General features: G+C 59.9%; 13 protein-coding genes and 1 pseudogene. 5 read left to right on the top strand and 9 right to left on the bottom strand.

Features of this window, described 5'->3' with window-relative positions:
- A pseudogene (locus BSF44_RS26190) lies at positions 1 to 92 on the top strand (QacE family quaternary ammonium compound efflux SMR transporter); the annotation flags it as partial.
- A gap of 125 nt (positions 93 to 217) precedes the next feature.
- Here BSF44_RS26190 and BSF44_RS26185 read toward each other — a convergent pair.
- The 3 genes from BSF44_RS26185 to BSF44_RS26175 all read right to left on the bottom strand — a co-directional run bounded on the left by BSF44_RS26185 (position 218) and on the right by BSF44_RS26175 (position 3,757).
- Entirely contained in the window at positions 218 to 2,092 is a 1,875-nt protein-coding gene (locus BSF44_RS26185) for an MFS transporter (protein WP_095945941.1), read from the bottom strand.
- Between the two features lie 96 nt (positions 2,093 to 2,188).
- Positions 2,189 to 3,340 carry a TDT family transporter gene (locus BSF44_RS26180; RefSeq protein ID WP_095945940.1) on the bottom strand — a complete coding sequence of 384 codons (1,152 nt, stop codon included), beginning with the start codon at positions 3,338 to 3,340 and terminating at the stop codon, positions 2,189 to 2,191.
- Positions 3,341 to 3,445: 105 nt separating this feature from the next.
- On the bottom strand, positions 3,446 to 3,757 hold the full coding sequence (locus BSF44_RS26175) for a cupin domain-containing protein (RefSeq protein WP_095945939.1): 312 nt from the start codon (positions 3,755 to 3,757) through the stop codon (positions 3,446 to 3,448).
- Positions 3,758 to 4,109: 352 nt separating this feature from the next.
- On the opposite strand from BSF44_RS26175, the gene BSF44_RS26170 reads away from it, so the two are divergent.
- Positions 4,110 to 7,580 carry a PAS domain-containing hybrid sensor histidine kinase/response regulator gene (locus BSF44_RS26170; protein WP_095945938.1) on the top strand — a complete coding sequence of 1,157 codons (3,471 nt, stop codon included), beginning with the start codon at positions 4,110 to 4,112 and terminating at the stop codon, positions 7,578 to 7,580.
- Between the two features lie 106 nt (positions 7,581 to 7,686).
- Here BSF44_RS26170 and rmuC read toward each other — a convergent pair whose 3' ends face one another.
- Together rmuC and BSF44_RS26160 are read right to left on the bottom strand one after the other, a co-directional pair.
- A complete protein-coding gene (gene rmuC, locus BSF44_RS26165) occupies positions 7,687 to 9,051 on the bottom strand; it encodes a DNA recombination protein RmuC (RefSeq protein WP_172435401.1) in 1,365 nt (454 codons plus the stop codon).
- A gap of 175 nt (positions 9,052 to 9,226) precedes the next feature.
- Complete coding sequence (locus BSF44_RS26160) at positions 9,227 to 9,550, bottom strand: hypothetical protein (protein WP_080925238.1); 324 nt, start codon at positions 9,548 to 9,550, stop codon at positions 9,227 to 9,229.
- A 1,007-nt stretch (positions 9,551 to 10,557) separates the two neighbouring features.
- Here BSF44_RS26160 and BSF44_RS26150 point away from each other — a divergent pair.
- The 3 genes from BSF44_RS26150 to BSF44_RS26140 all read left to right on the top strand — a co-directional run bounded on the left by BSF44_RS26150 (position 10,558) and on the right by BSF44_RS26140 (position 12,958).
- On the top strand, positions 10,558 to 10,782 hold the full coding sequence (locus tag BSF44_RS26150; protein ID WP_008051046.1) for a hypothetical protein: 225 nt from the start codon (positions 10,558 to 10,560) through the stop codon (positions 10,780 to 10,782).
- Between the two features lie 275 nt (positions 10,783 to 11,057).
- A complete protein-coding gene (locus tag BSF44_RS26145; protein ID WP_007984504.1) occupies positions 11,058 to 11,540 on the top strand; it encodes a hypothetical protein in 483 nt (160 codons plus the stop codon).
- Positions 11,541 to 11,686: 146 nt separating this feature from the next.
- Positions 11,687 to 12,958: an OmpP1/FadL family transporter gene (locus BSF44_RS26140; protein WP_095945936.1), complete on the top strand. Its 1,272-nt coding sequence runs from the start codon at positions 11,687 to 11,689 to the stop codon at positions 12,956 to 12,958.
- A gap of 207 nt (positions 12,959 to 13,165) precedes the next feature.
- Here BSF44_RS26140 and BSF44_RS26135 read toward each other — a convergent pair whose 3' ends face one another.
- From BSF44_RS26135 to BSF44_RS26125, 4 genes are read right to left on the bottom strand one after another with little or no spacing between them, the layout of a single operon-like run.
- Positions 13,166 to 13,717 (bottom strand): glutathione peroxidase, encoded by a 552-nt coding sequence (locus tag BSF44_RS26135; RefSeq protein ID WP_095945935.1) that lies wholly within the window; start codon positions 13,715 to 13,717, stop codon positions 13,166 to 13,168.
- A 55-nt stretch (positions 13,718 to 13,772) separates the two neighbouring features.
- Positions 13,773 to 13,895, bottom strand: a complete 123-nt coding sequence (locus BSF44_RS30860) for a hypothetical protein (protein ID WP_007977581.1) — start codon at positions 13,893 to 13,895, stop codon at positions 13,773 to 13,775.
- On the bottom strand, positions 13,892 to 15,100 hold the full coding sequence (locus BSF44_RS26130) for an MFS transporter (protein WP_046037618.1): 1,209 nt from the start codon (positions 15,098 to 15,100) through the stop codon (positions 13,892 to 13,894). The genes BSF44_RS30860 and BSF44_RS26130 overlap by 4 nt, the downstream gene beginning before the upstream one ends.
- 52 nt (positions 15,101 to 15,152) lie before the next feature.
- Positions 15,153 to 15,557 (bottom strand): MarR family winged helix-turn-helix transcriptional regulator, encoded by a 405-nt coding sequence (locus BSF44_RS26125; protein ID WP_095945934.1) that lies wholly within the window; start codon positions 15,555 to 15,557, stop codon positions 15,153 to 15,155.
- Between the last annotated feature and the right edge of the window lie 48 nt (positions 15,558 to 15,605).

Raw genomic sequence — 15,605 nt, 5'->3', positions numbered from 1 at the left:
TCATTCTGTTTGGCGAATCCATGGCGCTGGTGCGGTTGGCGAGTGTGGCGTTGATCATTAGCGGACTCGTTGGGCTCAAGGTCAGCGCTTAAGCGACTACCGCCAATCGCGAGCAGGCTCACTCCTACAAGGTTTTATGGTGTGTCGGAGATTTTCACCACACCCGCGATCCCTTTAGGAGTGAGCCTGCTCGCGATGAGGCCCGCTCAAACAACTGTTATCTGACTGCCCCGCGCAATTCCCCCACCAACGCCTGCAACTTCGCCGGTTCCGCCACTTCAACCGCCACCGCCGGCCCCGCCACCAACGTCACCCGCGACCACAGGCGATGAAACAGTCCCTTGCCCGGATCGCGGCTGAAGAAACTCCCCCACAACCCCTGCAAGGCCAACGGAATCACCGGCACCGGCGTCTCTTCGAGAATCCGCGTCAGCCCGCTCTTGAACTCATTGATCTCGCCATCGGCGGTCAGCTTACCTTCGGGGAAGATGCACACCAGCTCCCCGTCCTTCAAGTACCGGGCAATGCGCGTGAAGGCTTGTTCGTATATCTGGATGTCTTCCTGGCGCCCGGCAATCGGAATCGTCCCCGCGGTACGGAAGATGAAGTTCAGTACCGGCAGGTTGTAGATCTTGTAATACATGACAAAGCGAATCGGCCGACGTACCGCGCCGCCAATCAGCAACGCGTCGACGAACGACACGTGATTGCACACCAGCAACGCCGCGCCTTCATCGGGAATCAAATCCAGATTGCGGTGCTCGACGCGGTACATGGAATGGCTGAGCAGCCAGATCATGAAACGCATGGTGAACTCGGGGACGATCTTGAAGATGTAGGCGTTGACACCGATGTTCAGCAGCGACACCACCAGGAACAGCTGCGGAATCGACAGCTCGGCCACACTCAGCAAGACGATCGAGACAATCGCCGACACCACCATGAACAACGCATTGAGGATGTTGTTGGCGGCAATCACCCGCGCCCGTTCGTTCTCCGCCGTACGTGACTGAATCAGCGCGTACAGCGGCACGATATAGAAACCGCCGAAGACGCCCAGGCCGAGGATGTCGAGCAACACCAGCCAGCTGTGGCCAAAACCGAGGATTTCGATCCAGCCATGGCCGGTGGCGCTGTTCGGGATTCCACCAGAATGCCACCACAGCAACAGACCGAAAACGGTCAGGCCAAACGATCCGAACGGCACCAGGCCAATCTCGACTTTGCGCCCGGAGAGCTTTTCGCAAAGCATTGAACCCACGGCGATCCCCACCGAGAACACCGTCAGAATAAGCGTCACCACGGTTTCGTCGCCGTGCATCCATTCCTTGGCATAGGCCGGGATCTGCGTCAGGTAAATCGCCCCGACAAACCAGAACCACGAGTTGCCGACAATCGAGCGTGACACCGCCGGCGTTTGCCCCAGGCCCAGCTTCAACGTGGCCCAGGACTGGCTGAAAATGTTCCAGTTCAGACGCATTTGCGGCGTGGCGGCCGCCGCCCGGGGAATGCTGCGGCTGGCCAGGTAGCCGAGCACGGCAGTGCCGATGATCGCCATGGACACCACCGGCGCGTAATGCGCCGAAGACATCATGATCCCGGCGCCAATGGTGCCGGCGAGGATCGCCAGGAAGGTACCCATTTCCACCAGGCCGTTGCCGCCTACCAGCTCATCTTCATGCAGGGCCTGCGGCAGGATCGAGTACTTCACCGGCCCGAACAGCGCCGAGTGGGTGCCCATGGCGAACAACGCCACCAGCATCAACGACAGGTGATCGAACATGAAACCGACGGCGCCGACTGCCATGATGGCGATTTCCCCAAGCTTGATCAGGCGGATCAATGCATCCTTGGCGAACTTTTCCCCGAATTGCCCGGCCAGGGCCGAGAACAGGAAAAACGGCAGGATAAACAGCAGCGCACACAGGTTGACCCAGATCGAGCGGTCACCTTCGATGGTCAGCTTGTACAAAATGGCGAGGATCAACGACTGTTTGAACACGTTGTCGTTGAACGCCCCGAGGGACTGGGTGATGAAGAACGGCAGGAAACGCCGGGTGCGCAGCAAGGTGAACTGTGAAGGGTGACTCATCTTCCATGTGTCCCTGATGTTAGGTAACGAGTGGCCTGGATTCTTATTGGATTATCACAAGTCGATCCAGGCCACACCTTACCTAATCTTTGCCGGTTATTTCTTCAATCCGGCAATGCACGGCGAGACAAACAGCTCGCCACGCCAGGCGCCCAGCACCGTGCGCTTGCCGACGATCAGCCACATCACCGCCAGCAACGCCACCAGCACGCAGCCGAACACACTGAAAAACGTCAGGTTCAAGGTACTGGCCAGTTTCAACGTTGCCAGAGAATAGACGCCCAACGGGAAAGTGAAGCCCCACCAGCCGAGATTGAAAGGAATGCCGGCACGCAGGTAGCGCACAGTGATCAGCAATGCCATCAGCATCCACCACAGACCGAAGCCCCACAAGGTGATGCCGGCCACCAGACCCAATCCAGAGGCAATCTCACCGACTCCCGGCATACCGTTGGCCGCGAAAATCAACGGTGCGTCGCCGCCCAGTACCAGCATGCCCAGCGCACCGGTGCCGATCGGGCCAAGGGCCAGCCAGCTCGAGGCGGCCATGTTTTCGTGGGGCAGTTTATGCAGGGCCATGCGCAGCATCAGAATAGTCAGGATGCTGAAGGCCACCGGCAGGGAAAAGGCCCAGAGCACGTAGCTGGTCACCAGCACCACCAGTTGCGAATGAGCGTCGGCCAAGTGCGGCGCCAACAACCCCCCGCTGACGGCCGCCACTTCAGCCGCGACCACCGGCAACAACCAGACCGCCGTCATCTGGTCGATGCTGTGCTCCTGACGGGTGAACATCATGTAGGGAATCAGCACGCCACAGGCCAGCGACATGGCCACATCCAGCCACCACAGCACCTCGGCGAGGTGAATCACCCCTTCACCCCAGCGCGGCAGGCCAAACACCAGGAAGCCGTTGATGATGGTCGCCAGGCCCATGGGAATGGTGCCGAAAAACATCGAAACCGTGGAGTGGCCGAAAATCCGCCGCGCCTCGTCGAAAAACAGCACCCAACGCGCCGTGTATAGCGCCGTAAACAGCAGGAACAGAGCGATATTGAACAGCCAGAGGGCTTCGGCAACGGCGTGCAAGGCAGGCAGGGCGACCGGCAATTGCGCCAGTGCCAACGCCAGCACGCCGGTGCCCATGGTGGCCGCGAACCAGTTGGGGGTGAACTGGCGGATCACCTCGCGGGGATGCTGCAAATGGCTGAAAGGTTTGATTCCGGGCTTGATGCTATTGGCGCATGTCATGGCGAACTCCTGTCCTCTCGTGAGGTAGAGCCCATGTTAGATCCGAATAGAATATCTATATAACGGGTAATATCTCTATATCTTATCTATATCACTTATATAGCGTCAGACACTCCCTTCAGATTCGATCACCAATATCCGGGCCGGTCCTAATGGATGCGCCACATGCTCAGTGCCAACCGAGGCATGAAAAATGTCACCGACCTCCAGCAAGGCTTCCCGCTCCACTCCCTCTTCGCGATACCGCATCTGCACCTGGCCATCGAGCACCACGAACACTTCCTCGCCATCATTGACGTGCCACTTGTAGGGCTGATCGGTCCAGTGCAACCGCGTGGTGATGCCGTTCATGCTGGCGATGTCCAGCGCGGCCCAGGCACGCTCGCCAGTGAACGATTTGCTGCGGATGATCTTCATGGTTCGATCCTTCGAGTGAACTGAGTGGGTGCCAAGGCTAACTCAATTTTACCGGTTGGCCTCGCAGCCCCTGGCCGAACGTGATCGCAGTAGACTCGCCATTGCGCTAAGCCATGAGGTTACATTGAATCAGTGAAGCCCCCATCGCGAGCAAGCTCGCTCCCAAAATTTGCCTGCCACCCACAATCCCTGTGGGAGCGAGCCTGCTCGCGATGGGGCCAGTCCAGACACTGCAAATTCCCCTGCGACACCCCACCACGCCACGACCTTGGTCGACACTGACTAACGCTGGCGGTCGTGCGAGACTGTCTGTCCGGGCGGGAGGCCCGGAAGTCTTTTGTCTGGAGTCCCCATGTCGCTGTCCACCGGGCTGATTGCCGTCGTCGCCCTGGCCTATATGGCCATCATGTTCGCCATCGCCTTCTATGGCGACCGTCGCAGCGCGCCCTTGCCGCCGCGTGTGCGGGCGTGGGTGTACAGCCTGTCGCTGGCGGTCTACTGCACCAGCTGGACCTTCTTCGGTGCAGTGGGCCAGGCCGCCGAACAGCTCTGGTCGTTCCTGCCGATCTACCTCGGGCCGATCCTGTTGCTGGTCGGCGCGCCGTGGGTCCTGCAAAAAATGGTGATGATCAGTAAACAGGAAAACATCACCTCGATCGCCGACTTCATCGCCGCGCGCTATGGCAAATCCCAGTCGCTGGCAGTGGTGGTGGCGCTGATTTGCCTGGTCGGTGTGCTGCCCTACATCGCGCTGCAGCTCAAAGGCATCGTGCTCGGCGTGAACCTGCTGATCGGCGCCGGTGCCGACGCCATGGGCACCCGTGCCCAGGACACCGCGCTGATCGTGTCGCTGGTATTGGCGCTGTTCACCATCGTCTTCGGTACCCGCAACCTCGACGCCACGGAGCACCACCGCGGCATGGTGTTGGCCATCGCCTTCGAATCATTGGTGAAGTTGTTCGCGTTTCTCGCCGTCGGCGCCTTCGTGACCTACGGCCTGTACGACGGTTTCGACGACCTGTTCAACCAGGCCATGCTGGCGCCGCGCCTCGAACAGTACTGGAAGGAAACCATCAACTGGCCGTCGATGGTGGTGCAGACCGGCGTGGCGATGATGGCGATCATTTGCCTGCCACGGCAGTTCCACGTGACCGTCGTCGAGAACATCGACCCCCAGGATCTGCGTCTGGCCAAGTGGGTGTTCCCGGCCTACCTCGCCCTCGCCGCCTTGTTTGTCGTGCCGATCGCCCTGGCCGGCCAGATGATGTTGCCCAGCTCTGTGTTGCCGGACTCGTTCGTCATCAGCCTGCCCCTGGCCCAGGCGCATCCGGCGCTGGCCCTGCTGGCGTTTATCGGTGGCGCATCGGCAGCCACCGGCATGGTGATCGTGGCCAGCGTCGCGCTGTCGACCATGGTATCCAACGACATGCTGCTGCCCTGGCTGCTGCGTCGCAACAACGCCGAGCGCCCGTTCGAAGTGTTCCGCCAGTGGATGCTGTCGGTGCGCCGCGTCAGCATCGTGGTCATTCTGCTATTGGCCTACGTCAGTTATCGCCTGCTGGGCTCGACCGCCAGCCTGGCGACCATCGGCCAGATCGCCTTCGCCGCCGTGACCCAGTTGGCCCCCGCCATGCTCGGTGCGTTGTACTGGAAACAGGCCAACCGCCGTGGTGTTTTCGCCGGCCTCGCCGCAGGCACCTTCCTGTGGTTCTACACCTTGATCCTGCCGATTGCAGCTAATAGCCTCGGCCTGTCCCTGAGCACATTCCCGGGGCTGGCGTGGTTGCACAGCAATCCACTGAACCTGCCGATCACCCCGCTGACCCAGGGCGTAGTGCTGTCGCTGGCAGGCAACTTCACACTGTTCGCCTGGGTCTCGGTGCTGTCCCGTACCCGGGTTTCCGAGCATTGGCAGGCGGGCCGCTTCATCGGCCAGGAAATCAGCGCCCGCCCCAGCGCACGCTCGATGCTGGCGGTGCAGATCGACGACCTGCTGCAACTGGCGGCGCGCTTCGTCGGCGAAGAACGCGCCCGTCAAAGCTTCATCCGTTTTGCCTATCGCCAGGGCAAAGGCTTCAACCCGAACCAGAACGCCGACAGTGAATGGATCGCCCATACCGAACGCTTGCTGGCCGGTGTGCTTGGAGCCTCCTCGACCCGCGCGGTGGTAAAAGCCGCCATTGAGGGCCGGGAGATGCAACTGGAGGACGTCGTGCGCATCGCCGACGAAGCCTCGGAGGTGCTGCAGTTCAACCGTGCCTTGCTGCAGGGCGCCATCGAGAACATCACCCAGGGCATCAGCGTGGTCGACCAGTCGCTGAAACTGGTGGCCTGGAACCGTCGTTATCTGGATTTGTTCAACTACCCGGATGGCCTGATCAGAGTCGGCCGGCCGATTGCCGACATCATTCGCCACAACGCCGAGCGCGGCCTGTGCGGCCCCGGCGAAGCCGAAGTGCACGTCGCGCGCCGTCTGCACTGGATGCGTCAGGGCCGCGCGCACACCTCCGAGCGCCTGTTCCCCAACGGCCGGGTGATCGAGCTGATCGGCAACCCGATGCCGGGCGGCGGCTTCGTCATGAGTTTCACCGACATCACCGCGTTCCGCGAAGCCGAGCAAGCGCTGACCGAAGCCAACGAAGGGCTGGAGCGACGGGTCACCGAACGGACTCACGAATTGTCGCAGCTCAACGTTGCCCTGACCGAAGCCAAGGGCACCGCCGAGGCGGCCAACCAGTCCAAGACCCGTTTCCTCGCGGCCGTCAGCCATGACTTGATGCAACCGTTGAATGCGGCGCGGCTGTTCTCCGCCGCCCTCTCCCATCAGGACGACGGGTTGTCCGGCGAAGCGCGGAAACTGGTCGAACACCTGGACAGCTCGCTGCGCTCGGCCGAGGACTTGATCAGCGACCTGCTGGACATTTCCCGCCTGGAGAACGGCAAGATCAACCCCAATCGCCAGCCATTCGCCCTGAAAGAACTGTTCGATACCCTCGGTACAGAGTTCAAAGCGCTGGCGCGACAACAAAAACTGGAGTTCCGGGTTCGCGCAAGCACGTTGCGCGTCGACAGCGACATCAAACTGCTGCGGCGGATTTTGCAGAACTTCCTGACCAACGCTTTCCGCTACGGCAAAGGACCGGTGCTGCTGGGGGTTCGCCGGCACAAGGATCAACTGTGCCTGGAAGTCTGGGACCGTGGGCCAGGCATTCCGGAAGATAAGCTGCAGGTGATTTTCGAAGAGTTCAAGCGCCTCGACAGCCACCAGACACGGGCCGAAAAAGGCCTCGGTCTGGGGCTGGCGATTGCCGATGGGCTATGTCGCGTGCTCGGTCATACCTTGCGCGTACGCTCCTGGCCGGGACGCGGTAGCGTGTTCAGCGTCAGCGTACCACTGGCCCGGGCGCAAACCGCAGCGCCGGTCAAGGTCGCCGAGCTCAATGGCAAATTGCTCAATGGCGCGCAGGTGCTGTGTATCGACAACGAGGACAGCATCCTGATCGGCATGAACAGCCTGCTCAGCCGCTGGGGTTGCCAGGTCTGGACCGCGCGCAATCGCGAGGAATGCGCTACGTTGCTTGACGAAGGCATGCGCCCGCAATTGGCGCTGGTGGATTACCACCTCGATCATGGCGAGACCGGAACCGATTTGATGGCCTGGTTGCGCACACAGATGGGCGAACCGGTTCCGGGGGTGGTGATCAGCGCCGATGGCCGGCCGGAGACGGTTGACCTGGTGCATGCCGCGGGGCTGGATTATCTGGCCAAACCAGTGAAACCGGCGGCGTTGCGGGCGTTGTTGAGCCGCTACATACCATTGTAATCACTGGGTTGTGCGGTGATGCTTCCAGTTTTTTCGCGAGCAGGCTCGCTCCCACAGGAGAACGCATTCCAATGTGTGAGCGAGCCTGCTCGCGAAGCTTTTTCAGCTACTCCGGCAACTCGACCAACCCATCCACATCAGTCATCGCACGCTCCAGCAAGTCCGCCGGCAGGCTCTTGCTCGCCCGCGCACCCAGCAGCTTGAGTTGTTCACTGCGGCTGACCAGGTTGCCGCGTCCCTCTGTCAGCTTGTTGCGTGCCGAACTGTAGGCCTTGTCCAGTTGTTGCAGGCGATTGCCGACCTCGTCCAGATCCTGAATGAACAGCACGAACTTGTCATACAGCCACCCGGCCCGCTCGGCAATTTCCCGGGCATTCTGGCTCTGGCGCTCCTGCTTCCACAGGCTGTCGATGACGCGCAGGGTCGCCAGCAAGGTGGTCGGGCTGACGATCACGATGTTGCGGTCGAATGCTTCCTGGAACAGCGTCGGCTCAGCCTGCAACGCGGCAGAAAACGCCGCCTCGATCGGCACGAAGAGCAACACGAAATCCAGGCTGTGCAAGCCATCCAGGCGTTTGTAATCCTTGCCGGCCAGGCCTTTGACGTGATTTCGCAACGACAGCACGTGCTGCTTGATGGCGATCTGGCCGATAGCCTCGTCCTCAGCCGCCACATACTGCTGATAGGCCGTCAGACTGACCTTGGAGTCGACCACCACCTGCTTGTCGCCTGGCAGATAAATGATCACGTCCGGCTGGAAGCGCTCGCCGTCCGGTCCCTTGAGATTGACCTGCGTCTGGTACTCACGGCCCTTCTCCAGCCCCGCATGCTCAAGCACACGTTCGAGAATCAGCTCGCCCCAATTGCCCTGGGTTTTCTGCCCTTTCAAGGCACGGGTCAGGTTGGTGGCTTCATCGCTCAAGCGCAAATTCAGCTGTTGCAGACGCTCCAGCTCCTTGGCCAGGGAAAAGCGCTCACGGGCCTCGTTCTGATAGCTTTCCTCGACACGCTTTTCGAAGGACTGGATGCGTTCCTTGAGCGGATCGAGCAACTGCCCCAGGCGCTGCTGGCTGGTTTCGGCAAAACGCTGCTCGCGCTCATCGAAAATTTTCCCCGCCAGTTCGGCAAACTGCGCGCGCAACTCGTCCCGTGAACCTTGCAGGTCGTTGAGGCGTTGCTGATGGCTGTCCTGTTGCTCGCGCAATTCGGCGTTGAGCGACGCGGCCTGGGCATCCAGACGGCGCAACTCGGCTTCTTTGCCGGCGCGTTCGATATTCCATGCATGGGCGGCATCCCGGGCGTCGTCGCGCTCGATCTGCAGCAGTTCGACTTCACGACGCAGCGCAGCCAGATCAGCCTGTTTAGTGGCATTGGCCTGGGCCAGATCAGCCGCTTCATCGCGGCTGGATTCGAGCTGGGCATTCAATCCGTCCTGCGCCAGTTGCGCCATGGCCAGGCGTTCTTGCAGCAGCGCGACATCGGCTTGCGTGGTGCTGGCCCGACGCTGCAGTTGCCAGGCCAATACCAGCAACGGCAACGCGGCCCCTGCCAGCCCCAGCAATACGCTGGTCAAGTCCATTGCCATAGCCACTCCTGCCATTCGGGTAAAGCCTGAAGGTTAACCAAGGCGTCCGGTCTTGGACAGCTCAGTCTTCGATCAGCCCCAGTTCCTGTTGAGCGCGGTGATCGCCCGCCCGAGCGGCCTGACGCAACAGGTCCTGACCGATCCGGCGGTCCCGGGCATTCCCGCATTCGCGACACATCAACTGGCCAAGGCGGCTTTGCGCAGCCACCACGCCTTCACGGGCCGGTTGCTTGAGCAAACGTCCGGCGATGTGTTTGACGTTACGGTTTTCGCCCAGATGCGGACTGTCCAACAGCCACTCCGCCACGCGCATGGAAAAGCGCTTGGTAGGGGCAACAGAGGGCGGTGTGGAGGAAGAGGAAACAGAGGCTGAGCGAAACTTCATAAAGCACTGTGGGGCAGATCAGAAGGCGCGCAACTTTACTCTCTTTTTCTTACAGGTAAAGCTGAAAATATCCCGGCACGCCCGTCCTAGAGCAAGCGCTCGGGACAATCCACAGAAGCTGTGGATAACTCAGTGGACAACCGCCTTCTAACTCGCTCAAAGCCCTGTGGAATGGGGCTCGCAGTCAAACTGACGATTTTTTCACCAGTAAAAAAAAGCGATGTTTTTCATTGACTTAAATTTTGGTTACAGGCAGCCATTACGCTTGAACGAGAGATGACAGCGGGGTGACAGACCGCGCAACTAATGTGCACAAGTGCCTTTGCGATGGTTATATCGACGCCCTTTTTCGGCGCATTTTTTTGTCGTGCCTGGGGATAAGCCCTGGCAAACCCGGTATCCAGACGGCTGCACTGCTACAAACGTCGATGACCGGTGGTCGGGTTCTGTCCCGAAACAGGGCGTATCAATCCCAGACCGTGCAGCTTTATCCGCGCCTCCACAAGGCAAAACAGCCCGATCAGGCACCCGCCGGGAAATTCTTTTCGCTATCACACTTCCCTTGGCCGGTTCAATCCGTTAGTATCCGCGGCGTTAGTACCAAGCTGAAAGTCAATTCTGGTCGAACAAATCCCCCCGGTCAGCCTTCCCGACGGAAGCCTCCACCGAACAAGCGGGATCGACCACCTCGATGGTTTCCAGGTAAATCTTGCGCCAACACAACCCTTGAATCGAAAGCAAAGGGTGTTGCTCCGCCTGCCTACTCTGCTCGAACCAACCTGCAAATTGATCAGGATCTTCACCCCGGGCCCAGAACCTTTGCCCTCGATGTGTTGCCTGCCCTCCTAAGTACCTACCTGCCAGCCCAAGCGCGCCAACTTGTCAGCGCTTCAAACTGGCTGCTTTGTTCCAGTCGGGTTCTTCGTTCGATCAATGGTGATCGACGTTACTGGAACGTTTTAACGTTGCACGGTTCTTATCCGTGTCATTTGTAGGAACACCCAATAATGTCTACTCAAATCCAGACTCAGGATGCCATTCGCACCCTAACCAATGCTTTTGCACCAATGAACTGCCTAATCATGGCCGCTCGCAAAGGCTGCTTCAGCTTCACCCTGGTCAACGAACACGGTATCGCTCGTCACAGCGAACGCCTGTACCCCGATCAATACTCCAGCGCCGAGCCGCTGCAGGCCGTGATCGAGCGTACCCGTCAGGCACTGGTTGCCTGAAACGCCAGAAAGGCTGAAAAACCCGAAAGCCCTGCCCGAAAAGCGGGGCTTTTTATTACCCGATATTTCCCCTTCCTCGAATCACGGCTAAGCACGATCCGATATAACGGTTATAACGGGTCGCTGGAAATATTTTAAAAACAGACCTTTACAGCGCGAATATGACACTACACTTCAACTCAAGCGGCTTGACCCGCTTGCGGCGAGCCTGAGTCGATTCACTGCTGCCAAGCCCCTTTCAGGTATCGCCGTCCATTTCAGGTTTCGAGGGTTTTATGGGTATCGCTGCCAGCGAACTGTGCCGTTATGTGATTCGTCCGACCTTGATCTACCTCGGACGTCATAGCGCTACTGCCGAATCCCTGCTGCTGGGCATTGCCGCCAGTCAGTCCGCCCTTGGCTCCGCCCTGCATGACCGCCGTGGGCACGGCCTGTACCGCATCGCCGAGCCCCGCCACCAGGCCCTTTGGGACCACTACCTGGCCCTTGATCCGGAGCGTGCAAGCCTGGTCCGCGGCCTGGCCAGCCAGCATGCGTTTCTCAGTGGACCGCACCTCGAATTGACCGTCAACTTGCGTTACGCCACGGCCATCGCCTGGCTGCTGGTGGAAGAACAGAACACCCCCCTCCCCGCCCCCGATGATTTGCTGGGCATGGCCAGAATCTGGCGCCAGACATTTCAGCCCCAGGGACGCCTGCGTGATTTTACTTGCGCCTGGCAGACCTGTGTTTCACCGCTGAATCAGGTAGCCTGCTGACACCTCTGGATCCAAAGATCGCGCAACATGCCGCGAATCTGGTCGGATTGTCCTACAAAACCGCTCTAAATCAAGGCATACAGCCTATGGCGCCGAGACGAAAATGTTGGTAATTTTCGCCCCGGTGATCACCAGGAGTTCTAATAATGAAAAAAGTAATGCTCAAAACCACCATCAGTCTCGCCGTTGCCATGGCATCCACCCAGATCTTTGCAAGTGGCTTTGCCGTTAACGAACAAAGCATCAGCGGGATGGGTACGGGTTTTGCCGGGCGATCTTCCTCTGCCGACGACGCAAGTACAGTTTTTGGCAACCCTGCCGGCATGTCGCGCATCAAGCGCGAACAAGTCACCGGCGGTTTTGCAATGATCGACGCACATACCGACATCAGCCATGCCAGCTCCAGCCCGAACGGCGGCACCAATAAAGGCGACATGGTCCCGTTGATCGCCGTGCCTATGGGTTACTACGTCAAGCCAATCGATGACCAGTGGGCCTTCGGTGTGGGCGTGTACGCACCATTCGGTCTGGTAACCGACTACGAAAACGGCTTTGCCGGTCGCTACTTCGGCAGCAAGAGCGAAGTCAAGATCGTCACCCTGCAACCGACTGTCAGCTACGCCTTCAACGACAAGGTTTCCATCGGTTTTGGCCCGACCATCAACCGCATTGACGGCACCCTGGAATCGAACCTGTCGATCACCCAGGCCGCGCCGGACGGCAAGGTCAAGATCACCGGTGACGACACCGCGCTGGGCTACAACATCGGCGTGCTGGTTCAAGCCACCGACAGCACTCGCGTCGGCCTGACCTACCACTCGAAAGTGAAGTACAAGCTCGAGGGCAGCACCAAGGTCAACTACAACGTACTGGGCCTGATCGGCCAGAACCCGAATCAGAAATACGACGCGTCGCTGGACCTGACCACGCCTGAATCGGTGGACTTCTCGGTCACTCACCAGCTCGACGACAAGTGGACTCTTTACGCAGGCAGCACCTGGACCCGCTGGAGCCGCCTGAAAGAAATCACCGTTGAAAACAAAGGTGTTCCGGCTGCTCTGAACGGCCAGTTCGGCACCATCACTGAAGAACAGAACTGGCACGACACCTGGGCTCACGCCATCGGCGCGTCCTACCAGTTGAACAAGCAATGGGTACTGCGTACCGGTCTTTCCGTTGACCAGGCACCGACCAACAACGTTAACCGATCCCCACGCATCCCGACGGGCGATCGCAAAGCGTTCAGCGTGGGCGCCGGCTGGAGCCCGACCGACAACCTCACCATCGACCTGGCGTATTCGTACCTGCGGGAAGAGTCGGTCAAGGTCAACAACAGCAACGACCGTGGCCAGACCTACAACGCCAAGTATGAAAACTACGCGAACGGTTTCGGCCTTGGTGCGACCTACCGCTTCTGATGATTCCCGGCGAGCCTGAACAACTCGCCATCGGAATCAAAAAAGCCCCGCTCTCTTCACAGAGGCGGGGCTTTTGTAGGAGCAGCCGGTCGACGCTCGAATGCTCGCGATGGGCGTCAACGATGACGGGAGCTTGCTGGATGAACGCGGCGCCCTTTGGATTTTCGCGAGCAAGCTCGCTCCTACACCTACACCCACACCTACCGATCAAGGGGCGGAAGCCAGGGCTTGCTCCACCGCCGCAATGAACTCGGGATCATCGGGTTTGGTCAGGCTGGAAAAGTTGGCGATCACCTTACCCTTGCGATCGATCACGTATTTGTAGAAATTCCATTTTGGCGCACTGCTCTGTTCGGCCAGCACCTTGAACAGATGGGTTGCGTCGGCGCCACGTACCGGCTGTGGCTCGGTCATGGTGAAGGTCACGCCATAGTTGACGTAGCAGACCTTGGCGGTCTCGGCGCCATCCTTTGACTCCTGCTTGAAGTCATTGGACGGAACACCCAGCACTTCCAGCCCCTGTCCTTTGTAACGCTGATTCAGCGCCTCAAGGCTTTTGAACTGCGGGGCGAAACCGCAGAAGCTCGCCGTATTGACCACCACCAGCGGCTTACCTTCATACCGTTGGCACAGGTCGATGGATTCCTTTGCCCGCAGCTTTTGCAGTGATCCCTGCAGCAGTTCCGGGCACTCGGCCGCGTAGGCCGACCCGGTAAACGTCGCCAGCAACGCGGGGACTGCAATCCAGCGCATCAGCATGTCGGTGCATCCTTGATAACTCGTCAAAAGCGACGTTACTCGCCCTCACCGCTCACTAGCAAGCACCCATGCCCAACTGCATCAGCGCTAACCCGCCCTGATGCCAGCCCCACCACGACAACGCCAGCAATAAGGCGCAGACAGCGGCTACAGCAATCCGCGGCCAAAGACTGTTCATATCGCACTCATTTGTGATTGCAGACGCTCAACCGGCCGCTCACGCACCGGCCAGTTGAGGGCAGCGGCCAACAGGCTCAAGAGAATTGCCACTTGCCAGATCAAGTCATAACTCCCGGTTCGGTCATACACCACCCCGCCCAACCAGCCACCCAGAAACGAACCGAGCTGGTGAAACAGGAAAACAATCCCACCGAGCATGGACAGGTTTCGCACACCAAACAAGGTCGCCACCGTGCCGTTGGTCAACGGCACCGTCGACAGCCACAGGAAGCCCATGGCCATACCGAACAGGTAGGCCGTGGTAGTCGTCACCGGCGCCCACAGGAACAACGCAATGACCACTGCCCGCAGCAAGTACAGACCGGTGAGCAAACGCGGCTTGGACATGCGCCCGCCAAGCCATCCGGCGGTATAGGTGCCGAAGATGTTGAACAGGCCGATCAGCGCCAGCACCGTGGTGCCGACCGTCGCCGGAAGGTGTTGATCCACCAGATAGGCCGGCAAGTGCACGCCGATGAACACCACCTGGAATCCGCACACAAAAAAGCCGAACGCCAGCAGCCAGAATCCGGAATGCGAGCAGGCTTCGCGCAGCGCTTCGCCAAGGGTCTGTTCGTGGCCCAGGACGGGCAGCGGCTTGTCCTTGAGCATGCTCACCAGCGGCACGATCAACGCCACCAGCAAGCCCAGCGCCAGCAACGCCGCGGACCAGCCAAGCCAACCAATCAAACCGAGTGTGCCGGGCAACATCGCGAACTGGCCGAACGAACCGGCCGCACTGGCGATCCCCATGCCCATGCTGCGCTTTTCCGGCGGCACCGCGCGGCCGACCACCCCCAGGATCACCGAGAACGACGTACCGGACAGTCCGATGCCGATCAGCAGGCCGGCGCTCAGGGACAGGGTCATTGCCGAGTCGGAGAGCCCCATGCAAATCAGCCCGGCCGCGTACAGGACGCCACCGATCAGCACCACTTTCGCCGCGCCGAAGCGGTCGGCCAGGGCGCCGGTGAACGGCTGAGCGAGGCCCCAGATCAGGTTCTGCAAAGCGATGGCGAAGGCAAAGACTTCACGGCCCCAGCCGAACTCGGCGCTCATCGGTGCCAGAAACAGCCCGAAACCATGGCGAACGCCCAGCGACAACGCAAGGATCAGCGCACTCCCCAACAGAACCCAGCCGCATGTACGCCACATCGATGTCATTGTTGTTCTCCGGTAGCGGGTATATACCCGCTTATGATCGAAAAAACCGGCATCATGCCAGTTCATCCAGCAGCTTTAACAAGGTTTCGCGCTTCTCGGCACCCAGGCGATCGATCAAGCGCTGCTGCGCGGCTTCCCAGGCCGGCAAGGCAGCCTTGAGGCGCTCTGCCCCGGCATCGGTCAACAGGACGATGCGGTTGCGCATGTCCTCGCCCTCGACCAGCGTTACCAGGCCATCACCCTCCAGCACCCGCAAATTGCGCCCCAGGGTGCTGCGATCCAGGCCCATGGCCTCGGCCAGGGTCGAGATGCTCGGCTGATCCAGACGCTGCAGATTGCACAGCAAAGAATACTGCGCAACGTTGATCCCGAAGCCATCGAGAGCGCCGTCGTAGTGCCTGCTGACGCCACGGGCGGCGCGGCGCAGGTTGATGCATAAACATTGGGAATCGAGCATGGTGCGTGTATATACCCGCGAGTCGGTTAAATCAAGTTACAGAACCGG

Source organism: Pseudomonas sp. ACN8 (assembly GCF_002303925.1).
Taxonomy (GTDB): Bacteria; Pseudomonadota; Gammaproteobacteria; order Pseudomonadales; family Pseudomonadaceae; genus Aquipseudomonas.
The sequence above is the reverse complement of the archived record's forward strand: the minus strand, read 5'-3'. Positions and strand labels throughout refer to the sequence as shown.